The sequence below is a fragment of the Caenimonas terrae genome (assembly GCF_042655405.1).
Classification (GTDB): domain Bacteria; phylum Pseudomonadota; class Gammaproteobacteria; order Burkholderiales; family Burkholderiaceae_C; genus Ramlibacter; species Ramlibacter terrae_A.
In genome coordinates, this window is sequence record NZ_JBHSMF010000006.1 from 231,279 (window position 1) to 252,883 (window position 21,605).

The 21,605-nt window shown below is 70.5% G+C and carries 18 protein-coding genes and 1 other RNA gene; 7 read left to right on the plus strand and 12 right to left on the minus strand.

Going from position 1 to position 21,605, the window contains the following annotated elements; translation table 11 throughout:
* Positions 1-74: 74 nt before the first annotated feature.
* Positions 75-1,637, plus strand: coding sequence for a transglycosylase SLT domain-containing protein (locus tag ACFPOE_RS07990; RefSeq protein ID WP_376849558.1), 1,563 nt, complete (start codon positions 75-77; stop codon positions 1,635-1,637).
* A gap of 27 nt (positions 1,638-1,664) precedes the next feature.
* On the opposite strand, the gene ACFPOE_RS07995 is transcribed toward ACFPOE_RS07990, so the two are convergent.
* From ACFPOE_RS07995 to dnaX, 6 genes are all read right to left on the minus strand, one after another.
* Positions 1,665-2,504 carry an ABC transporter permease gene (locus tag ACFPOE_RS07995; protein ID WP_376849559.1) on the minus strand — a complete coding sequence of 280 codons (840 nt, stop codon included), beginning with the start codon at positions 2,502-2,504 and terminating at the stop codon, positions 1,665-1,667.
* A complete protein-coding gene (locus ACFPOE_RS08000; protein WP_376849560.1) occupies positions 2,504-3,343 on the minus strand; it encodes an ABC transporter ATP-binding protein in 840 nt (279 codons plus the stop codon). The genes ACFPOE_RS07995 and ACFPOE_RS08000 overlap by 1 nt, the downstream gene beginning before the upstream one ends.
* Before the next feature lie 8 nt (positions 3,344-3,351).
* The gene (locus tag ACFPOE_RS08005) at positions 3,352-4,398 is read right to left on the minus strand and encodes an ABC transporter substrate-binding protein (RefSeq protein ID WP_376849561.1); all 1,047 of its coding nucleotides are present in this window, start codon (positions 4,396-4,398) and stop codon (positions 3,352-3,354) included.
* A 129-nt stretch (positions 4,399-4,527) separates the two neighbouring features.
* Positions 4,528-5,118: a recombination mediator RecR gene (gene recR, locus ACFPOE_RS08010; RefSeq protein WP_376849562.1), complete on the minus strand. Its 591-nt coding sequence runs from the start codon at positions 5,116-5,118 to the stop codon at positions 4,528-4,530.
* Positions 5,119-5,130: 12 nt separating this feature from the next.
* A complete protein-coding gene (locus ACFPOE_RS08015) occupies positions 5,131-5,463 on the minus strand; it encodes a YbaB/EbfC family nucleoid-associated protein (RefSeq protein ID WP_376849563.1) in 333 nt (110 codons plus the stop codon).
* A 2-nt stretch (positions 5,464-5,465) separates the two neighbouring features.
* Entirely contained in the window at positions 5,466-7,325 is a 1,860-nt protein-coding gene (gene dnaX, locus ACFPOE_RS08020) for a DNA polymerase III subunit gamma/tau (RefSeq protein ID WP_376849564.1), read from the minus strand.
* A gap of 88 nt (positions 7,326-7,413) precedes the next feature.
* Here dnaX and ffs point away from each other — a divergent pair.
* Positions 7,414-7,510: signal recognition particle sRNA small type (ffs, locus tag ACFPOE_RS08025), an RNA gene on the plus strand.
* 16 nt (positions 7,511-7,526) lie between these two features.
* Here ffs and ACFPOE_RS08030 read toward each other — a convergent pair.
* From ACFPOE_RS08030 to ACFPOE_RS08040, 3 genes are all read right to left on the minus strand, one after another.
* On the minus strand, positions 7,527-7,901 hold the full coding sequence (locus tag ACFPOE_RS08030) for a hypothetical protein (protein ID WP_376849565.1): 375 nt from the start codon (positions 7,899-7,901) through the stop codon (positions 7,527-7,529).
* A gap of 70 nt (positions 7,902-7,971) precedes the next feature.
* Entirely contained in the window at positions 7,972-8,382 is a 411-nt protein-coding gene (locus ACFPOE_RS08035; protein WP_376849566.1) for a hypothetical protein, read from the minus strand.
* Positions 8,383-8,526: 144 nt separating this feature from the next.
* Complete coding sequence (locus tag ACFPOE_RS08040) at positions 8,527-9,642, minus strand: ABC transporter substrate-binding protein (RefSeq protein WP_376849567.1); 1,116 nt, start codon at positions 9,640-9,642, stop codon at positions 8,527-8,529.
* Positions 9,643-9,890: 248 nt separating this feature from the next.
* Between ACFPOE_RS08040 and ACFPOE_RS08045 the strand changes: the two genes are divergently transcribed.
* Positions 9,891-10,553, plus strand: a complete 663-nt coding sequence (locus ACFPOE_RS08045) for a hypothetical protein (protein ID WP_376849568.1) — start codon at positions 9,891-9,893, stop codon at positions 10,551-10,553.
* Here ACFPOE_RS08045 and ACFPOE_RS08050 read toward each other — a convergent pair.
* From ACFPOE_RS08050 to ACFPOE_RS08060, 3 genes are read right to left on the minus strand one after another with little or no spacing between them, the layout of a single operon-like run.
* Positions 10,550-11,776, minus strand: coding sequence for a TIGR03862 family flavoprotein (locus tag ACFPOE_RS08050; RefSeq protein ID WP_376849569.1), 1,227 nt, complete (start codon positions 11,774-11,776; stop codon positions 10,550-10,552). The two genes, ACFPOE_RS08045 and ACFPOE_RS08050, sit on opposite strands and share 4 nt — an antisense overlap.
* Positions 11,773-15,024: a UvrD-helicase domain-containing protein gene (locus tag ACFPOE_RS08055; protein WP_376849570.1), complete on the minus strand. Its 3,252-nt coding sequence runs from the start codon at positions 15,022-15,024 to the stop codon at positions 11,773-11,775. The genes ACFPOE_RS08050 and ACFPOE_RS08055 overlap by 4 nt, the downstream gene beginning before the upstream one ends.
* Positions 15,021-17,492, minus strand: a complete 2,472-nt coding sequence (locus ACFPOE_RS08060) for a PD-(D/E)XK nuclease family protein (RefSeq protein WP_376849571.1) — start codon at positions 17,490-17,492, stop codon at positions 15,021-15,023. Before ACFPOE_RS08060 ends, ACFPOE_RS08055 begins: the two co-directional genes overlap by 4 nt.
* 143 nt (positions 17,493-17,635) lie before the next feature.
* On the opposite strand from ACFPOE_RS08060, the gene trxA reads away from it, so the two are divergent.
* From trxA to ACFPOE_RS08080, 4 genes are all read left to right on the plus strand, one after another.
* Positions 17,636-17,971: a thioredoxin TrxA gene (trxA, locus tag ACFPOE_RS08065; RefSeq protein WP_376849572.1), complete on the plus strand. Its 336-nt coding sequence runs from the start codon at positions 17,636-17,638 to the stop codon at positions 17,969-17,971.
* A gap of 164 nt (positions 17,972-18,135) precedes the next feature.
* Positions 18,136-19,401, plus strand: coding sequence for a transcription termination factor Rho (rho, locus tag ACFPOE_RS08070; RefSeq protein ID WP_376849573.1), 1,266 nt, complete (start codon positions 18,136-18,138; stop codon positions 19,399-19,401).
* A 110-nt stretch (positions 19,402-19,511) separates the two neighbouring features.
* On the plus strand, positions 19,512-19,817 hold the full coding sequence (locus ACFPOE_RS08075; protein WP_376849574.1) for a type B 50S ribosomal protein L31: 306 nt from the start codon (positions 19,512-19,514) through the stop codon (positions 19,815-19,817).
* 93 nt (positions 19,818-19,910) lie between these two features.
* Positions 19,911-21,596, plus strand: coding sequence for a hypothetical protein (locus ACFPOE_RS08080; protein WP_376849575.1), 1,686 nt, complete (start codon positions 19,911-19,913; stop codon positions 21,594-21,596).
* Positions 21,597-21,605: the final 9 nt, after the last annotated feature.

Below are 21,605 nucleotides of genomic sequence, written 5' to 3' on the forward strand. Positions count from 1 at the left end.
TTTGCAACTGCGGCCGTCCACGGCCTCGCCAATCTGGTCCACTACGCCAGGACCACAACCGAGAACGAGACCCGATGAAGCTGTACCCCATCGCCGCGATCCTGCTTTTGTGCCTGTCCGGTTGCGTCACCGCGCCCAAGACGGCCACCACGGATGCGGCCGCCCGGCCCGGCGCCGGCCCGGTGGCTGCGGCCGGCCCGGTGCACGCCGCGCCGCTCACCCCCGTCATTCCCGGCGGCCCGCTGCAGCCGATCACCCCGGCGGACCTGGCGTCCTCGCAGGACGTCGCCGGCATGCAGGTGCCGGCCGACCTGTGGGACCGGATCCGGCGCGGCTTCAAGATGAACGACCTGGAAGGCGACCTGGTGCGCCAGCAGGAGCAGTGGTACACCTCGCGGCCGGACTACATCCAGCGCATGACCGAGCGCTCCAGCAAGTACCTGTTCCACATCGTCGAGGAACTGGAGCGGCGCAACATGCCCTCCGAACTGGCGCTGCTGCCCTTCATCGAGAGCGCCTTCAACCCGCAGGCCGTCTCCAGCGCGCGCGCCGCCGGCATGTGGCAGTTCATGCCGGCCACCGGCACCTTCTTCGAGCTCAAGCAGAACGTGTTCCGCGACGACCGGCGCGACGTGCTGGCCTCCACCCGGGCGGCGCTGGACTACCTGCAGAAGCTGTACGGCATGTTCGGCGACTGGCACCTGGCGCTGGCGGCCTACAACTGGGGCGAAGGCAGCGTCGGCCGGGCGATCGCCCGCAACCAGAAGCTGGGCCTGGGCACCACCTACGCCGACCTGAACATGCCCAACGAGACGCGCTACTACGTGCCCAAGCTGCAGGCGGTGAAGAACATCATCGCCCACCCGCAGAACTACAACACCGAGCTGCCGCTGGTGGAGAACCACCCCTACTTCCAGAGCGTGCGGGTGACGCGCGACATCGACGTCGAACTGGCGGCGCGGCTGGCCAACGTGCAGCTGGAGGACTTCAAGGCGCTCAATCCGTCGATGAAGCGGCCGGTGATCCTGGCGGCCGGCACGCCCGAGATCCTGCTGCCGTGGGACAACGCCCAGGTGTTCGAGCGCAACTTCGACGCCTACACCAAGGGCCAGTTCGCCAGCTGGACCGCCTGGAGCGCGCCGGCCACCATGACGGTGGCCGAGGCCGCCCGCCGCACCGGCATGACCGAGAACGAACTGCGCACCGCCAACACCATCCCGCCGCGGATGTTGATCAAGGGCGGCTCGGTGCTGATCGTGCCGCGCACGCCGCAACAGCAGAACGACGTGACCAGCCAGGTGGCGGACCACGGCCAGCTGAACCTGGCCCCGGAGATCGTCACCCGCCGCACCACGGTGCGCGCCGGCCGCCGCGAGACGGTCGCCAGCGTCGCCAGGCGCTACCGCGTCCAGCCGGGCGAGGTGGCAAGCTGGAACAACGTCCTGGCCAGCGCGGTCTTCAAGCCGGGCCAGCAGGTGGTGCTGTTCCTGCCGGTGCGGGCGCATACGGTGGTGCGCAGCGTCGGCCGCGGCGCCACGGTGCGGATTCCGGCGCGCGCGGTCAAGCCGGTGGCGCAGGGCCGTGCCTCGGTCAAGGTGCCGGCGCGCAAGCACGCACTGCCGGCCAAGCGCCGCTGAAGGCGCCTCGCCCGGGCCCTTTCCCGCTCAGAGCTTCTCGGTCTCGCCCGAGCGCGGCTGCCACTTCATCAGCCGCTTCTCGATCCGGCCGACCAGGCCGTCCAGCACCAGCGCGAACGCCGTCAGCACCACGATGCCGGCGAACACGGTGTTGACGTCGAAGGTGCCCTCCGCCTGCAGGATCAGGTAGCCGACGCCGCGGGCCGAGCCCAGGTACTCGCCGACCACGGCGCCGACGAATGCCAGGCCGACCGAGGTGTGCAGGCTGGAGAACACCCAGCTGGTGGCGCTGGGCAGGTACACGGTGCGCAGCAGCTGCCGGTGGCTGGCGCCCAGCATGCGGGCGTTGGCCAGCACCACCGGGCTGACCTCCTTGACGCCCTGGTAGACGTTGAAGAACACGATGAAGAACACCAGCGTCACCGCCAGCGCCACCTTGCTCCACATGCCCAGCCCGAACCACAGCGAGAAGATCGGCGCCAGGATCACCCGCGGCATCGAGTTGGCGGCCTTGATGTACGGATCCAGGATGCTGCTGGCGGTGGGCGCCAGCGCCAGCCAGAGGCCGAACACCAGGCCCAGCACGGTGCCGATCGCGAACGCCAGCACCGTCTCCAGCAGCGTGATGCCCAGGTGGGCGTAGATGTCGGCGCGGCCCGGCAGGCCGTCGGGGAACAGCGTGCTCTCGCCGAAGCCGAAGGGCATGAACCACGACCAGATGCGCCCGGCCACCTTGACCGGCTCGCCCAGGAAGAACGCGGTCTGCTCGTTGCGCGACAGCAGCTGCCAGGCCGCCAGCAGCACCAGCAGCAGGCCGGCCTGCCAGTAGCGCAGGTTGCCGGCGTTGGGCCGCAGCGTGCCTGCCATCACGCAGCCCCTTCGACGGCGCCCAGGACAGGCTTGTTCAACTGCTGGGCGTAGCCCTTGAGCACTTCGTCGCGCAGCACCGCCCAGATCTGAGAATGCAGCTGCACGAAGCGCGGATCGCTGCGCACCTCGGCGACGTCGCGCGGGCGCGGCAGGTCGATCTCGAATTCGCCGATCGGCCGCGTGCCGGGGCCGGCCGACAGCACCACCACCCGGTCGCTCATCGCGATCGCCTCGTCCAGGTCGTGCGTGATGAACAGCACCGCCTTCTTCCTGGCGGCCCAGAGCGCGAGCACCTCGTTTTCCATCAGCTGGCGGGTCTGGATGTCGAGCGCGCTGAACGGTTCGTCCATCAGGATGATGTCCGGGTCCAGCGCCAGCACCTGGGCCAGCGCCGTGCGCTTGCGCATGCCGCCCGAGAGGTGGTGCGGATAGCGGTCCTCGAAGCCGCCCAGCCCGACCCGCTCCAGCCAGGCCTGCGCCTCGCGCCGCGCCTGCGCGTCGGCCACGCCGCGGTACTGCAGGCCGACCATCACGTTGTCGATGGCGCTGCGCCACGGCATCAGCGCTTCGCTCTGGAACATGTAGCCGGCGCGGCGGTTGATGCCGCGCAGCGGCTGGCCGAACACCTTCACCTCGCCCGACGACGGTTCGAGCAGACCGGCTGCGATGTTCAGCAGCGTGGACTTGCCGCAGCCGGTGGGTCCGACCACCGAGACGAATTCCCCGGCGCGCACATGAAGGGTGGTGTCCGCGACCGCGGTATAGCGCTGCCCGCCGCCCTCCCGCGCGCGGAAGGTGACGCTGATGCGCTCGAACTCGAGGGCGTGGTCGGCCACGACCGGCCTTAGGCCTTGAACCGTTCCTTGGCCCGGCGCGCGAAGTCGTTGGTGTAGGTCTTGGACAGCACGATCTTGTCGGCCTTGACCGACGGATCGAAGCTGGCCAGCGCCTTGAGCGCGGTGCGCGTGCCTTCCTCGGGCAGGATGCCGTCCAGCGAGATCGCCTCGCGCACCTTGTTGAAGGAGGCCAGGTACAGCGCGCGGTCGCCCAGCAGGTAGCTTTCCGGCACCGTCTTGATGATGTCGCTGGGGCCCGCCGTCTGCAGCCACTTCAGGCCGTGCACGATGGCGTTGGCCAGCGCCTGGCAGGTGTTGGGGTTCTTCTGCACGAACTCGGCATGCGCATAGAAGCAGGCCGCCGGCATCGGCCCGCCGAACACTTCCTGCGTGCCCTTGAGCGTGCGCGTGTCGCTGATGATCTTGACCTCGCCCTTCTGCTCCAGCATCGTCATCACCGGGTCGGTGTTGCTCATGGCGTCGATCTGCCCCGAGCGCAGCGCGGTCAGCGCGCCGGCCGCGGTGCCGACGCCCACGAAGCTCACGTCGCTGGGCTTGAGGCCGGCGCGCGAGAGCACCAGGTTGGCCACCATGTTGGTGGAGGAACCCGGCGCCGACACGCCGATCTTCTTGCCGCGCAGGTCCGCCACGTCCCTGTAGCCGGGCATCGCCTTGGTGGAAACGCCCATCGCGATCTGCGGCGCCCGCCCCATCAGCACGAAGGACTCGATGTACTGGTTCTTGCTCTGCATGTTGATGGTGTGCTCGTAGGCACCGCTCACCACGTCGGCCGAGCCGCCCACCAGCGCCTGCAGCGCGCGCGAGCCGCCGGCGAAGTCCGAGATCTCGACGTCCAGGCCCTCCGCCTTGAAGTAGCCCAGCTGCTCGGAGATCGTCAGCGGCAGGTAGTAGAACGCGGCCTTGCCGCCGACGGCGATGGAGACCTTGGTCTTCTCCAGCTTGCCCTGGGACCACACCGACGGCGCGCCCAGTCCGGCGGCTGCGAGCAGCGCCACCGAGTTGAATGCACGGCGGCTGATGGCGATGTTTTTCACTGGGAAATCCTCTCTGTGGCGCCTCTCTGTGGCGCTATTCGCAAAGCGTAGCGCGCAGCAGTGGCCCCTGCATCGGGAACATCCCGTGCGGGTTTTCACGTAAGGGATGAGGCGCTTGTCCGGCGACCGCTAGCGGCGGTCGACGAACGCATGGGCGATGGTGCCAAGGTCCACGTATTCCAGTTCGCTGCCGGCCGGCACGCCGCGCGCCAGCCGCGTCACGCGCAGCCCGCGGGCCTTGAGCGCCTCGCCGATCACGTGCGCCGTCGCCTCGCCCTCGGCGGTGAAGTTGGTCGCCAGGATCACCTCCTGCACGTCGCCGCGGGTGGCGCGCTCGAACAGCTTGGCCAGCCCGATCTCGTTGGGCCCGATGCCGTCCAGCGGGCTGAGCTTGCCCATCAGCACGAAATACAGGCCGCGGTAGGCCGACGTGCGCTCCACCGCCGCCTGGTCGGCCGGCGTTTCCACCACGCACAGCTTGCTGTGGTCACGCTGCGGATCCAGGCAGGTGGCGCAGACCTCGTTCTCGGTGAAGGTGTGGCACAGGCTGCAGTGGCGGATGTTGGTGGCCGCCTGCTGCAGCGCCTGCGACAGCAGCATCGCGCCGGGGCGGTCATGCTGCAGCAGGTGGAATGCCATGCGCGAAGCTGACTTCACGCCGACGCCGGGCAGCTTGCGCAGCGCCTGGACCAGCGCCTCGAGCGAATGGGTGTCGGCCAATGCAGCGATCGACTAGAACGGGAACTTCATGCCGCCCGGCAGCCCGGGCATGCCCTGCGTGAGCTTGCCCATCTTTTCCTGCGAGGTCTCTTCGGCCTTGCGCACGGCGGCGTTGAACGCGGCCGCCACCAGGTCTTCCAGCATGTCCTTGTCGTCGGCCAGCAGGCTGGGGTCGATGGTGATGCGCTTGACGTCGTGCTTGCAGGTCATCGTCACCTTGACCAGCCCGGCGCCCGACTCCCCGGTGACTTCGACGAAGGCGAGTTCCTCCTGCGCCTTCTTGAGGTTGTCCTGCATGGCCTGTGCCTGCTTCATGAGGCCGGCGAGCTGTCCCTTGTTGAACATGGCTATTCCTGTTGGTTGGGGTTGGTCGATCGGGGCTGGATGCTGATGATTTTCCAGCCTGTCGGGAAATCCTGCTTCGTCGCCTGCACGAAGGGATCGTTGAGGATGATCTCCTCGGCGGCCCGCTGGCGCTCGGCGGCGGCGGCGGCGTTGCGGCGTGCCGGGCTGTCGGTGACGGTGCCGACCTCGACGCCGAGGTTGACCTCGTGGCCGGCCGCCGCCAGCGCCGCGCGCAGCCGCTCGCGGCTGGCCGGCTGGTTGAGCGATTCGCGCTCCACCCGCAGCATCCAGTGGCCGGTGTCGCGCGCCAGCAGCTGCGACTGCAGCGCCAGCTCGCGCACCAGCGCCACCACGGCCTGCTGCGCCACCAGCTGCTGCACCGTGGCGTACCAGAAGTCGCCCTCCTCGGTGAGCACCAGCGGCGCCGAGGGACGGGCCGCGCCCGCGTCGCGCGGCGATTCGGCCTGCACCCGCACCGGCACGCCCACCACCTGGTGCGACTCGGCGTCGCGCGGGGCGTCGGCCGGCCGCCGCGGCGGGCCGCGCGGCGGATCGACCACCGGCAGCACGCGGCCGGCGGGCGCGGCGGCGGCAGGGACCGCGGCGCGGGCGGGGACCGGCGGCGCCAGGGCTGCGGTGCGCGGCGCAGCAGGCACGGCAGTCGCGGCAACGACCGGAGCAGCGACCGGCGCGACAGCGGCTATCGCCGCCGGCGCTTCATTCAGAGTTTTTTTTTCCGCCTGCGGCCGCCCGGCAGGCTCCTGCGCGGGCTTGAAGGCCAGCAGCCGCAGCAGCACCATCGTCAGCGCCGCGTATTCGTCGGGCGCCAGCCCCAGCTCGCCGCGGCCGTGCAGGCACATGCTGTACAGCAGCTGCGTTTCGTCGGCCGGCAGCAGCGCGGCCAGCCGCGCGATCTCGGCCGCGTCCGGGTCGGCGCCATCGCCGCCATCGGGGACCGCCTGCACCACTGCCATGCGCTGCAGCACCGAACTCATTTCCTCCAGCGTCGAGGCCGCGCTCAGCCCGTGCAGGCGCAGCGTCTCCGAGGTCTGGACCACGGTGCGGCCGTCGCCCTGGGCCAGCGCCTCGATCAGTCGGAACACGTGGCTGGTGTCGACGCTGCCCAGCATCTGGCGCACCGCCGCTTCCTCCAGCTTGCCGCTGCCAAAGGCGATCGCCTGGTCGGTCAGCGACAGCGCGTCGCGCATCGACCCGCGGGCCGCGCGCGCCAGCAGCCGCAGGGCCGGCGTCTCGGCCTCCACCCCTTCGTCGGCCAGCACGTGCTCGAGGTGCTCGCGCACCGTCTCCGGCGCCATCGGCCGCAGGTTGAACTGCAGGCAGCGCGACAGGACGGTGACGGGCACCTTCTGCGGATCGGTGGTGGCCAGCACGAACTTGAGGTATTCCGGCGGCTCTTCCAGCGTCTTGAGCATCGCGTTGAACGCGTGGCCGGTGAGCATGTGCACTTCATCGATCATGAAGACCTTGAAGCGGCCCTGCACCGGCTTGTAGACGGCTTGTTCCAGCAACTGCTGCACTTCGTCGACGCCGCGGTTCGATGCGGCGTCCAGCTCGGTGTAATCGACGAAGCGGCCACTGTCGATGTCGATGCAGGCCTGGCACACGCCGCAGGGCGCGGCAGTGATGCCGCCCTGCCCGTCCGGCCCCTGGCAGTTGAGCGACTTGGCCAGGATGCGCGACACGGTGGTCTTGCCGACGCCGCGCGTGCCGGTGAACAGGTAGGCATGGTGCAGCCGCTGGCGCGTGAGCGCGTTGGTCAGGGCCTGCACCACGTGCTCCTGGCCGACCATCTGCAGGAAGGTCTTGGGCCGGTACTTGCGGGCGAGCACGAGATAGGACATCGGCGTCGATTCTACGGGGCCGGCCACTGCCGCTTTTTTGCGGGCCGCGCGCCCATGGGGCCTTTGCGCGTCCCCTACAATAGCGGCTGACGGGCCTCCCCGCATGGTGAAGCGGCCAACCGGGTCAGGTGGGGAACCAAGCAGCCCTAACTGTGGAGCCAGTGCCGGGGGTAAGGCTCGTCAACCCAATTACGCGTCCGGTCATGCCTGGCTGGGCTGGCGACCGAAGGACGCGGCGCCCAACAGGCCCAGCACGGCGCCCACGCCCATCACGAACCACAGCGACGCCGCATCCTCGGGCGGCACGATCACCGAGGCGGCCCCCAGCACGATCACCGCCACCGAGGCCAGCGCCAGCAGCAGCAGCAGCGCCGAAGCGGCCAGCGAGATCGTGCGCATCTCCTGGGCGGAGGCCCGCATGCCCAGCACCGCGAAGCCCACCAGGCACAGCAGGGGGAACATCAGCCACAGCACCAGGTTGGGATCGGCGGCCAGGACGCCGAGCGGCGCCAGCAGCAGCACCAGGCCGGAAAACAGGCCGAGCGCCAGCAGAAAGCCGCCTGCGAGAAAGAGCATGTTGGAACTCCGCTTGGAAGGATGCCGGCCACGATAGCCCAGGAGCCGCGCGGCAGGCAAGGCCCCGGCGCTAGCTTTCGGCTTGCGCGCCACGCGCAGCGCGGTAAACGATCACGCAACTCAGGGGCGCGAGCACCGCGACGGCGACCATCATCGCGCCGAGCAGCCAGCCGCCGACCCGGCTGCCCGCAACCGGCGCCATCGACAGCCGGATCACCACCGCGAGCACCGCCCACGAGGCCAGCACCGCCAGCACCGTCCACGCGGTGCGCTGCGGCGACGGCGCGCGCGCCGCGGCCGCCAGGTCGGCGTCCGCCGGGGCAAAGACCTTGTCGGAGCGCAGCGCCACCAGCCGTGCGCAGCGCTCGATCTGCACCATCCGCGGCCGGGCCGGGCAGCCGCAGCGCTCACACTGCTGGCTCGATGCGGCGTTGCCGCTGCCGCAGGCCAGGCAACGCCACCGGTACGGCACGGCCTTCACGGCTGCGCCGATTCCAGCGCCCCGCGCGGCCCGGGTTGCGTCGGCATTTGGTCTTGGTTCAGGCGGTCCACGTGTCTCAGTGTCGTCCAGGCAGCTGCTGGGCGCTTGCCGCCAAGCGGCCAGCCGGCTCGGGCCCCGGCCGGGCTAGCGCATGAAGCGGCCGTCGGCCCCCACGATCGACAGGTCGACGAAGTCCAGCCCCGTGTGGTCGTCCGGACCGTAGCCGATTTCCAGGCCGCCCAGGTTGAAGCTCTTGATCCCTTCCAGCGCCGCGCGCAGCTTCTCGCGCGTCGGGTTGCGGCCGGCGCGCTGCAGGCCCTCGACCAGCACCTTGGCGGCGGCATAGCCCTCCAGCATCGCGGGCGACAGCGCGGTGCCCGGCTTGGCATTGGCCAGCGCCAGCGCCTCCTTGACCATCGGGAAGGCGATCGAGCGCTCCGACGGGAACACCTGGGTGACGATCACGCCGCGCGCATTCGCCCCCAGCGACTTGACGAAGCCCGAGGAGGCGTTGTTCGACAGCGTGACCACCTGCGGCACCGGTCCGGCCGCGCGCAGCGCCTTGATGCCGTCGACCACATGGGTGCCGGAGCCGACCCAGATGATGGCCTGCGTCTGCGCCTTGGCGATCGGCGCCGGCAGGGCGTTGAAGTCGGGCTTGCTGCGGTCGGTCTTGATCACCACCACCGGCTGCAGATGCGCCTTGCTCAGGCCGCGCATCGCGCCCTGCAAGCCGTCCAGGCCGAAGGAGTCGTCGGTGTGCACCACGGCAATGCGCCGGACACCCATGGTCAGCAGGTGCTCCACCGCCTTTTCGGCCTCGCGCTGGTAGGTGGCGCGCACGTTGAAGATGAACTTTTTCACCGGCTGGTGAAACACCATGGCGCCGGTGGAAGGAGCGATCAGCGGCACGCCGTACTGCTCCAGCAGGGGGTTGATCGCTTCGGTGTGCGGAGTGCCGCGGTTCAGGAACAGCGCCAGCACCTGCTTGTCGACGATCAGGGTCCTGGCATTCTCCGCGGCCAGCTTGGGGTCGAACTTGTCGTCCATCTGGATCAGCTCGATCTTCTGTCCGTGCACCCCGCCCTTGGCATTGACGGAGTCGATGTAGAGCTTGGCGCCGTCGGTGGTCTCCTTCACGCCCGCAGCAACGGTGCCCGTGAACCCGGCGGTCTGCCCGATCAGGATCTGGGCGTGGACGGCACCGGCAAGCAGCAGGCCCGACAGGACCAGGCCGCGCACGAGGACTTTCGATGTCATTGTTATCTCCCTCAGACGTAACGAATGGTAGGTCCGCGCCAGGGCATTGTCGATTGATTGATCCGCCGGCGCACGCCGATTCGGCATCGGCGCAACGCCTCTGCGAGGGGCAATCGGCGTGACCTTTCGCACGAACTGCCGCTTCGCGCATGCCGGCACCGGCTGGCTCCCACGGTAACGGTCGGCAACGTCCCACAAACCTTCTGACACCGCCCGACCAGACTTCAGTCACATCGTTGGAGTGCGCCATGAAGACAGCATCGCCCAGTGAAGCTCGAGGACTATCGCGACGCCCCGCGCGGCTGGCCCAGGCCTGCCTGTGCGGCCTGCTGGCAGCCATCGGCGCCGCCTGTGCCGCCGAGCCGGCCGACTGGGTGTCGCAGACCGCCAGCCTGACGCCCGCGCCGCTGGCGGCAGCGGGCAGCCCGGCGCCGGCCACCGGCTCCACCATCGAGATCAGCGCTTCCAACCTGCCGCGCTTCGACAACTTCGACGGCAGCAGCCGCACCCAGCAGCGGCTGGACATGGCCTTGCTGTCGCCGGGCCGCTCCGCCTTCGGCGTGACGATGGGCGTGACCGGGCTGGCGCCGTCGCGCTACGGCTTCAATGCCGGCAGCACGGAAGGCACGGCCGGAGTCAACCTCGGCCTGCAATACCGCTACATCATCGACAACAACCGCCGCGTCGACATCACGGCCTGGCGCGAGATGAACCGCCCGAACGACGCGCTGGCGATGATCCAGTCGCGCGACGCCGGCTACGGCGCCCGGGTGGAAATGCAGCTGTCGGGCGCGCACTCGCCGCTGGTGGCCGAGCGCGGCTTCGTCGGCATGCAGCTCGATGGCGGCGCCCGCATCACGGTCAAGCGCAGCATGGGCCGGCCGATGGTGTACTACCGCAACCAGTTCTAGCCGCGCCGCGCCGCCGCGGTCCCGGCCGTGCGGCCGCTGGCCATGCAGGCCGTCAGCAGGTAGCCGCCGGTCGGCGCCTCCCAATCGAGCATCTCGCCGGCGCAGAACACGCCGGGCAGCTCGCGCAGCATCAGGTCGGCGTCCAGGCTGTCGAAGCGCACGCCACCGGCGCTGCTGATCGCCTCGTCGATCGGCCGCGCCGCGCTGAGCGTCACCGGCAGGTTCTTGATCGCGGCGGCCAGCCGTTGCGGCTGCGCCAGCACCTCTTTGGGCAACAGCTCGTGCAGCAGGGCCATCTTGATGCCCTCGATCCCCAGCCGGCTCTTGAGGTGGCTGGACAGCGAGCGGGCGCCGCGCGGATGGCTCACCTGCGCCGCGACGTCGACCGCGCTGCGGGCCGGCAGCAGGTCCAGAGAGAAGGTCGCATGGCCGCTGCGCGCGATCTCGTCGCGCAGCAGGGCCGATGCGGCGTACACCAGGCTGCCTTCGACGCCGCCGGCGGTGGCGACGAACTCGCCCTTGCGCTCGAAGCTTCGCCCGCTGGCGTCGGAGAAGCGGATCGCCACCGACTTGAAGGGCTGGCCGGCGAAGCGGCTGGCGAAGTGCTCGCTCCAGCCGCCCTGCACGTCGAAGCCGCAATTGGCCGGCGCCAGCGGCGCCAGCTGCACGCCGCGCTGCGCCAGCAAGGCCTGCCAGCTGCCGTCCGACCCCAGCCGCGGCCAGCTGGCGCCGCCCAGCGCCAGCACCAGCGCATCGGGCGTGGTGTGGTGTTCGCCCTCCGGGGTCGAGAACCGCAGCGCGCCGGCGTCGGTCCAGCCGGTCCAGCGATGCCGCATGTGCAAGCGCACGCCCGCCGCACGCAGGCGATGCAGCCACGCGCGCAGCAGTGGCGCCGCCTTCATTTCGGACGGAAACACCCGGCCCGAGCTGCCGACGAAGGTGCTCACCCCCAGCTGCTGCGCCCAGGCGCGCAGCTGCTCGGGGCCGAAGGCCCGCAGCCAGGGCTCCACCTGCGCGCGGCGCTCGCCGAAGCGCGACGCGAACGGCTCGAACGGCTCCGAGTGCGTGAGGTTCAGGCCGCCGCGCCCGGCCAGCAGGAACTTGCGGCCGGCCGACGGCATGCCGTCATAGACGTCGACCTGGGCGCCGCCCTGGGCCGCAGCTTCGGCGGCCATCAGGCCGGCCGGCCCGGCGCCGATGATTGCGACATTGGCGGCGCTCATTCGACCTCCACCAGCCGGCCCTGTCCGGTGAGAAAGGCCGCCTTCACGGTGGCGCCGGCGTTCGCCGCCTGCACCGCCTGCCGGTAGCGGCGCAATTGCGCCAGCAGCTCGGGCTGCTGGTGCGCCTGGCCGCGCGACTTGTAGTCGAACACCCACCACTGGCCGTTGTCGCGCCGGCGCACCAGCCGGTCCAGCCGCAGGCTCTCGCCTTCATGCACCAGGGCGACCTCGTTGCCCTGCCAGTCCACCACCTCGGACCGCCAGGCCCAGGCGCCCTCGCCCTGCAGGATGCGGCGCGCCATCGCCGCCGCCTCCTGCAGCTGGCCCTCGTCCAGGCCGAAGTCGCGCGCGGCCCGCCGCAGCTGCGCCGCCGCAAACATCTCGCTGCCGGGGCGCCAGCGTTCCAGCAGCTGGTGCACCGCCTGGCCGAAGCGCGATTCGGGCGAATCCGGCGCCGGCGCCGCGGGCTCGTCGGCCGCCGGCGTGGCGGCCTTCATCGGCACCACCGGCAGGGTGAACGGGCCGCGCTCGGCGGCGGCCTGAAGCGGCATTGCCGGCGGCGGCGCCGCCAGCGCCTCGCAATACGGCAGCAGCCGCTGCCACCAGCTGCCCTCGGCCGCCACATGCGGCTGCACCGAGGACAGCACCAGCTGCCGGCGGGCCCGGGTCATCGCCACGTACAGCGCGTTGAGCTCCTCGCGCTGGCGCGCCGCCTTCTCCACCTCCAGCGCCTCGGCGCTGCAGGGCGGCGGCCGGGTTTCGCTGGCGATGAAGGCGAAGCGCCAGGGCGCCGGCGCCTCGCCCGGCCACTCGACGATCACGCCCATGGTCTCGGCGCGGGTGGCCGGCGCATCGGTGTCCAGCAGCAGCACCACCGGCGCTTCCAGCCCCTTGGCGCCGTGCACCGTCAGCAGGCTCACCGCGTCGGCGCGGCTGGTGGCCGGTGCGCGGATGCCACCGGCCTTCAATGCGCGCACCAGTGCATAGGGCGTGGCGTAGCGCGCGCCGTCCACTTGCAGGGCCGCACCGGGCAGGGCACGCAGGTTGGCCAGCACCTTGTTGCGCAGCGCCGCCGGCGCCGCCTGCGCGAAGCGCGCCAGCACGTCGCCCTGGTGGTAGATCGCGTCCAGCGCGTCGTGCGGCGGCAGCCGGTCCAGCAGCGCCTTCCAGCGCAGCAGCTTCACCGACGCATCGCCCAGGGCCGGCACGCCCAGCCGCGGATCCTGCAGCAGCTCGAACCAGGGGCGCGGCCGGCCCTCGTCGGCCGCGGTCCGGGCCAGCAGCGCCAGCTGCACCAGTTCGTCGTCGGTGATGCCGAACAGCGGCGACTTCAGCGCGCGCGCCAGCGACAGGTCGTGCGTCGGCGAGACCAGCGCGTCGAGCAGCGCCGTCAGGTCCTGCACCTCGGGCGCCTCGCACAGGTCGGTCTTTTCCGGCTGCTGCGCCGGGATGTGCAGCAGCCGCAGCTGTTCTTCCATGGCGGCGAGCCGGTCGCGGCGCCGGGCCAGCACCATCACCTGCTGCGGCAGCAACCCTTGCGCGATCTGCTGCGCAATCCAGGCGGCCGCCTGCCGGCATTCGAGGGTGACCAGTTTTTCCTCGGCCAGCTCGCGCGGCGTCGTGAGGCTGTCGCGCCATCCGACATCCGTTCGCCCCGCTTCGACCGGCTCAGCCTGAACGGAGTCGGGCCCCTCGCGCGGAACCTGCGGCAGGCGCACCACCGAACCGCTCTGGGTCGACGCCGTGGTGTGCGGCCGGAAGCCGTCGTACATGCCCTGCGCCTGCGCCGCGCCCATCACCGCATTGACGGTTTCCATGATGGCGGGCGCGTTGCGGTGCGTGTGGTCGCAGCTGAGGCGGTCGCCGCCCAGCGCGTCCGCAACGAATTCCTGCGCCGCCCTGAACACCTGCGGCTCGGCCCGGCGGAAGCGGTAGATGCTCTGCTTGGGATCGCCGACGATGAACACGCCCGGTGCATCGCCGCCGGCACCGGCATAGCCGGACAGCCACGCATGCAGGGCCTGCCATTGCAGCGGATTGGTGTCCTGGAATTCGTCGATCAGCAGGTGCTTCACGCGGGCATCGAGCCGCTCCTGCACCCATCCCGACAGCACCGGGTCGGCCAGCATGGTGAGGGCCGCGCGCTCGACGTCGTTCATGTCGACCCAGCCGCGCTCGCGCTTGAGGGCCGCGAACTGGTCCACCAGCAGCCGCGCCAGCCGCGCCATGCGCTGGTGGTGCAGCCAGGCCTGGTGCTGGCGGCAGGCCGCCGCCAGCCGCGTCGCCAGTTCCTGTGCCAGCCGCACCTGCTCGACGCCGGCCAGCTTGTCGCTGAACTTGCGCGCGTCGCCCTTGAGCGTGAGCAGCGCGGCCAGCACGGCGTCGACGTCGCGGCCGCTCAAGGCCCGTTCCAGTTCCTCGCCCTTGGCGGCGAAGCTGGGCGCGCTGGCCTGGCCGAGCGCCCTGGCCGCGGCCAGGAAGGCGCGGGTGTGCGCGTTCGCCGCCGCCAGCAGCTCGCACGGCTCGCTCCATCCGGCGAACTCAGGGAACTGCTCGCCCCAGGGCTTGACCGACGCCTCCACCACGTCGTGCGCATCGGCCAGCGACAGTTCCACCCGCTTGGCCAGCGCGGCCAGCAAGGCCTTCTGGGTGCTGAAGCGCCCGTGCGCGCGCACGCTGGCCTCGAAGTCCTGGCGGGCATCGGCATCGGCCGCGACCGCGCCGTGAAAGCGCCGCCAGACCCGCTCCACCGCTTCCTTGTCGTCCTCCAGCAGCTCGTAGCTGGCCGGCAGGCCCAGGTGCTCCAGCACCGCCAGCGGCGCGTTGCGCAGCAGCGCGGCGAACCAGCTGTGGAAGGTGCGGATCTGCACCGGCCGGCCCGCCGCCAGCGTGCGCCGGTACAGGCCCTGGAGCGCGTCGGCCTGCTGCGGCACGTCCTTGGGATCGACCCCGCGCTCCAGCAGCGCCTGCGCCAGCCGCTCGGGCGATGCAGTGGAAAACTCCTGCAGCCAGTCGTGCAGCCGCTGGCGCATCTCGCCGGCGGCCTTGCGGGTGAAGGTGATGGCCAGGATCTCCTGCGGCTGCGCGCCCGCCAGCAGCGCCCGCAGGATGCGCGAAACCAGCATCCAGGTCTTGCCGGCGCCGGCGCAAGCCTCGACCGCGACGCTGCGGCGCGGATCGCAGGCGATCGCGTAGAACCGTTCGCGGCCGATGCGGCTGCCGTTGCGCTCGTAGGCGAAAGCGCTCATTTCCAGAAATCCCGGCGGCACAGGCCGCGTGCGTTGCAGAAGTCGCAGGCCGTGCCTTCGCCCAGTGCCGCCATCGGTTCGCCGCGCCCGATCCGCTCCATGTCCTGCAGCAGGCCGGCGATGAGTTCGTCGCGCGTCTGCGTGACGCCGTCGTGGCCGACCCGCGCGGTGCCGGAGCGCTCGCCGACGTTGAGATAGGCCGCCTCCAGCCGGTCGTCCTCCAGCAGCGCGCCATAGAACGCCAGCTGCGTGTCCTCGCCCGGCACCGCGACGCGGCGCTTGCTCTTGTCCAGCGCCTCGGTCTTGTAGTCGACCACCAGCCGGGTGCCGTCGGCCAGCACGTCGATGCGGTCGATCCGCCCCACCAGCGTCAGCGGACCCAGCGGCACGCGGTGCGAGCTCTCGGAACTGGCGAAGCCGGCGCCGCTGGCCTCGTGCTGCTCCAGCCAGGCCAGGTAGCCGTCGCGCACCTGCGGCCAGGCCGCGGCGAAGGGCAGGAACTCGCCGTCCTCCAGCCGCATCTCGCGCGTCACCTCGTCGGCGCAGATGTCCATCAGGCCGGTCCGGCCCGTCCCTGCGGGCTCGGGGCTGTCGCGCAGGGTCTCGTGGAAGGCCGCCAGCACCGCATGCAGCCAGTTGCCGAAGTCGCGCTTGTCGATCTCGGCGTCGAGCTCGTCCTGCTCCTTCAATCCGAGCTGGCGCAGGGCGAAGAAGCGGTACGGGCAGCGCCGCAGGTCCTCGTACGCGCTGGCGGAGATCTCGGCCACCGGCAGGGCCGCGCCGTTGGCGTGCGGCGGCTCGGTCGGGGCGGCCTGCAGCGTGCGCTGCTCGCGCGGATCGCTGCCCTCCAGCATCTGCGCCTCCAGTTGCAGGGCCAGCACCAGCGCACTGGGCAGCAGCGTCTCGCCGCTGTCATCGCTGGCGCGCCACAGCACGTCGCAAAACGGCGCCTGCAGGGCGCAGCGCCAGCCGGCCCGCACCGCCTGCTCCAGGCTTTCGCGGGAGGGCATGGCCAGCGCCTCGCGCTGCGCCGGGGTCCACTGGCCCGGCGGCTCCGGCGAGACCGGCAGCCGCACCTCGTCGCAACCGGGCAGCACCAGCGCCGCGAACGGACGCGCCAGCAGCTGGTTGAACGGCAGGATCACCACCTCCTCCTTGCGCCGCGATTCCGGCACGAAGCTCGCGGCCTCCAGCGTGTCGTTGACCCAGGCGCTGAAGCCGGCCAGGTCCAGCCGGCGCGCCGCCTGCGGCAGCTGCTCGAACTCGCCCTGCGCCACCTGGCTCAGGCGCAGCGCCGCGACCAGCTTGTCGCCGGCGGCGTCGCCTTCCAGCAGCGTCCATTGGCCGGTGGCCTGCAGCAATTCGCGCAGGGCCGACAGCCATTTGGGCAGGGACCGGCTGCCCTGCAACTGCTGCTGCCACTGCGCGATGCGGGCCGCCAGGTCGTGCAGCGTCCGGCTGTCGCCCAGGTCCGCCTCGCGCAAGGCGGACCAGTCGCGCACGCCGGCGCGCCGCACGCGCCGCTCCAGCGCGAGCACGGCCGAAGCAGGGAGCGCCGGGCAGTTCTTCAGCCAGTCGAGCACCGCGTCGCTCGAGGCGTTCCAGGCGCAGGCGCGCAGCGCCGCCATCAGGTGGGCGGCGGCGCGGGTGGTGGACAGCTTCCAGCCGGTCTCGTCGCGGATGGCCACGCCGCGCGCATCCAGCATGGCGCGGATTTGGCGGGTGAGGACGCGGTCGGTGGCGGCCAGCGCCACCGGCACGCGGCCGGCGTCGATCTGCCGCATCACGCAGGCCGCCGCCTGCTCCGCCTCGTCGGCCGGGTCGGCGGCGCAATGCAGGGTCACGGCGCCGGGCGGTGCGGGCACGTCCAGCGGCAGCGAGACGGCCTTGTCTCCAGCCAGTTGCCGCAGCGTGTCCGCCACCGGCTCGGCCTGCAGGCCTTCCAGCACCACCAGCAGGTCCAGCGTCGACGCCAGGTCCTGCTGCAGCAGGCTGTCGGTTGCGTAGGCCGAGGCCGCGGCCCATTCGATGGCGATGCGCGCCACCGCCGCTTCCAGCGCCAGCACCGGACCGTCGAAGCCCGCCGACACCAGCGGCCGCGCCTGCGCGGCCCAGTCCGCGCGCTGCGCCGGCGGCACGGCGGCAGCCACGCCGCCGAGTTGCCATGCCGCTTCCACCAGCCGGCCCGACAGCAATTCAGCCTGCTGCTGCAGGCCGGCGCGCTGCAGCAGCGAGTGGGCCGTCAGCAGGTCGCGGCCCATGTCGAAGCCGAGGTCGTCGCCGGCGGGCGCGAAGCCGCCGGCGCCGGCCCAGTTCATGGTGGTCTCGAAGCGCGGCGCGAAGCCTGCCGGCACCTCGGCGGCCCACGCCTTCGCCGCCAGCGGCATCAGCTGGGCGTACGGAACCAGCACCACGGTGCGGGCCGGATGGGCGCCGCGCGCGTCGATCAGGGCGCGCAGGCTGCGCATCGACGCCCGCAGGACGGCCGCGGCCTCATGCGTTTGCGCTATTGCATTCATAGGGGAAGGAGCCCGTCCCCGGCCGATGCGGGGACTCTGTTTCTGTCACAATTCCCAGACTGTACCGCCCCGCCCTCAAAGGAATCCCCACCATGGCCAGCGACCTGATCAAGCATGTGTCCGACAGTTCTTTCGACGCCGACGTCCTGAAGGCCGACAAGCCGGTGCTGGTCGACTACTGGGCCGAGTGGTGCGGCCCCTGCAAGATGATCGCTCCGATCCTGGACGAGGTCTCCGGCACCTACAAGGACAAGCTGCAGATCGCCAAGATGAACGTGGACGAGAACCGCGAGGTGCCGGCCAAGTTCGGCATCCGCGGCATCCCGACGCTGATGCTGTTCAAGAACGGCGAACTGGCCGCCACCAAGGTCGGTGCCATGAGCAAGGCCCAGCTGACCGCCTTCATCGACCAGCAACTGGCCGCCTGAGCTTCTCCCCCACGCCCGCCACGCGGGCGTTGTTTTTCCTGCCATAATCGTCCCTGTTCACCGGTCGCATTGCGGCGCCCGGTTCGAGTTCCCGGTTGGTGGGGCAGTTCTCGCCCCACCCAAAACCTCCCCCATCCAACAAGAACTCCGCAAGGGGTACCTCCATGCACTTAAACGAACTCAAGGCACTGCACGTGTCTGAAGTCCTGAAGCAAGCCGAAGAGCTTGAGATCGAAAACACCGGCCGCATGCGCAAGCAGGAACTGATGTTCGCGATCATCAAGAAGCGGGCCCGCGCCGGCGAACAGGTGTTCGCCGACGGCGTGCTGGAAATCCTGCCCGACGGCTTCGGCTTCCTGCGCAGCCCGGACACCAGCTACACCGCGTCCACCGACGACATCTACATCTCGCCCAGCCAGGTGCGGCGCTTCAACCTGCACACCGGCGACATGATCGAAGGCGAAGTGCGCACGCCCAAGGACGGCGAGCGCTACTTCGCTCTCACCAAGCTGGACAAGGTCAACGACGGCCCGCCCGAGCAGAACAAGCACAAGGTGATGTTCGAGAACCTGACGCCGCTGTTCCCCAAGGAGCAGATGAAGCTCGAGCGCGACAACTTCAAGGGCGAAGAGAACATCACCAGCCGGGTGATCGACATCATCGCGCCGATCGGCAAGGGCCAGCGCGCCCTGCTGGTGGCGCCGCCCAAGAGCGGCAAGACGGTGATGATGCAGCACATGGCGCACGCCATCGCCGCCAACTACCCGGACAGCTACATGATGGTGCTGCTGGTGGACGAGCGGCCGGAAGAAGTGACCGAGATGCAGCGTTCGGTGAAGGCCGAAGTGATCGCGTCCACCTTCGACGAGCCGGCCGCCCGCCACGTGCACGTCGCCGAGATGGTGATCGAGCGCGCCAAGCGCCTGGTGGAACTGAAGAAGGACGTGGTGATCCTGCTGGACTCGATCACCCGCCTGGCCCGCGCCTACAACAACGTCGTGCCGTCGTCGGGCAAGGTGCTGACCGGCGGCGTGGACTCCAACGCGCTGCAGCGCCCCAAGCGCTTCCTGGGCGCGGCCCGCAACGTCGAAGAAGGCGGCTCGCTCACCATCATCGCCACTGCGCTGGTGGACACCGGCAGCCGGATGGACGAAGTGATCTTCGAGGAGTTCAAGGGCACCGGCAACTCGGAAATCCACCTGGACCGCCGGCTGTACGAAAAGCGCGTGTTCCCCTCGATCCAGCTCAACCGCTCGGGCACCAGGCGCGAGGAGTTGCTGCTCGCGCCCGAGATCCTGCAGAAGACCCGGATCCTGCGCCAGTTCATGTACAACATGGACGAGATCGAGGCGATGGAAATGGTGCTCAAGTCGATGAAGGCCACCAAGACCAACGTCGAGTTCTTCGACATGATGCGGCGCGGCGGCTGAAGCCCAACGCAGTCCGATCCTGGGTTCCAGCTATAATCGCGGGCTAACTTGCGGAAAGTAGCCCGGAATAGTCCGGACCGGCTCCCGTCCTGACACCTCAAGGATTCATCATGGCCAAAGAAGGCATTCACCCCAACTACCGCGACGTGCTGTTCGTTGACCTGTCCAACGGCTTCAAGTTCGTCACCCGCTCCTGCGTGAACACCAAGGAAATGGGCAAGACCGACGACGGCAAGGAACTGCCGATGTTCAAGCTGGACACGTCGAGCGAATCGCACCCGTTCTACACGGGCACCCAGAAGTCGGTCAACGACATGGGCGGCCGGGTCGACAAGTTCTTCAAGAAGTTCGGCAAGCCCGCCGGCGCCAAGGCCGAAGAGCCGGCCAAGGCCGAAGAGAAGACCGCAGCCAAATAAGCGGCGCATTCCAGCACCCCACAAGGGGCAGCCCGGGCAACCGTGCTGCCCCTTTTCGTTAGGCGAACCGGCCCGTCCCATAATCCGTCCGCAGTGAACCAGCCGACTCCAGCCATCGTTGCCCAGAGTGCCGTGCGGCGGCTGCCGCGCATTGCGCTGCTGCTGTTCTGCCTGGCCTATGTGCTGCCGGGCTTCATCGGCCGCGAGCCCTGGAAGAACGCCGACATCGCCGCCTTCGGCTACATGGCGGAACTGGCGCACGGCGCCACCTCCTGGCTCTCGCCCCGGCTGCTGGGCCAGGCACCCGAGTTCGACGGCCTGCTGCCCTACTGGCTGGGCGCCTGGGCCATGCAGGCGGCCCCGGGCTGGGTGGCGCCCGATTTCGCGGCCCGCATCCCTTTCATCCTGCTGCTGACGCTGACCCTGCTGGCGACCTGGCAGGCCGTCTACTTCCTGGCCCGCAGCCCGCAGGCCCAGCCGCTGGCATTTGCCTTCGGCGGCGAGGCGGCGCCCACCGATTACGCGCGCGCGATCGCCGACGGCGGGCTGCTGGCGCTGATCGCCAGCCTGGGGCTGGCGCAGCTCTCCCACGAAACCACGCCGGCGCTGGCCCAGCTGGGCTTCGCCGCGATCGCCATGTTCGGCGTCGCTGCGCTGCCCTTTCGCAGCGCGGTCGCCGGGCTGGCGGTCGTCGCCGGGCTGGCCGGCCTCTCGCTCAGCGGCGCGCCGTGGATGGCACTGTGGTTCGGCGCCGGCAGCATCGCCATCGGGCTGCTCGACCGGCCGCAGGACGAGAAGGCGCGCGAGCGCAAGCTGCTGGGCGTGGGCCTGATTGCAGGCGCGACGCTGGCGGCGACGGCGCTGGCCTGGGGCCTGGACCTGTGGCGCTGGCGGATCGACCCGGCAGCCGCGCACCGCGACTGGCGCGGCCTGCTGAAATTCCTGGTCTGGTTCCCGTGGCCGGCCTGGCCGCTGGCGCTGTGGACGCTGTGGCGCTGGCGGCGCCAGCTGACCAGCCGGCACGTGGCGGTGCCGCTGTGGTTCCTGCTGGTGTCGCTGGGGGCGGCGCTGCTGACCGCCACGGCGGACCGCGCATTGCTGCTGGGACTGCCTGCGCTGGCGACGCTGGCGGCCTTCGCGCTGCCCACGCTCAAGCGGAGCGTGGCGGCGCTGATCGACTGGTTCACGCTGCTGTTCTTCAGCGGCTGCGCGCTGATCATCTGGGTGGTGTGGGTGGCGATGCAGACCGGCTTCCCGCCGCGGCCGGCCGCCAACGTGGCGCGGCTGGCGCCAGGCTTCGTGCCCAGCTTCTCGCTGCTGGCCTTCGTCGCCGCGCTGGCCGCCACGCTGGCCTGGGCCTGGCTGGTCAAGTGGCGGGCCGGCCGCCATCGCGCGGTGATCTGGAAGAGCCTGGTGCTGCCGGCCGGCGGCGCCGCGCTGTGCTGGCTGCTGCTGATGACGCTGTGGCTGCCGGCGCTGGACTACGGCCGCAGCTACGCGCCGCTGGTGCACAACGTGGCGGCGCTGATCGACCGGCCGGGCTGCGTCGAAGTGCACGGCCTGAGCCAGGCCCAGCTGTCGGCGCTGCGCTACCACGGCGGCATGACGCTGCGGCCGGCGTCGCGGCCGGCCACCTGCCCCTGGCTGCTGGTGGACGCCGACGCGCAACATTCGGCGGAGCTGGTGGTGGACATGCGCCAATGGGAAGCCGTCTCCATCTTCACCCGGCCCTCCGACAGCGCCGACAACCTCGTGCTTTACCGCCGGGCGGCGAGATAGGGACGACGC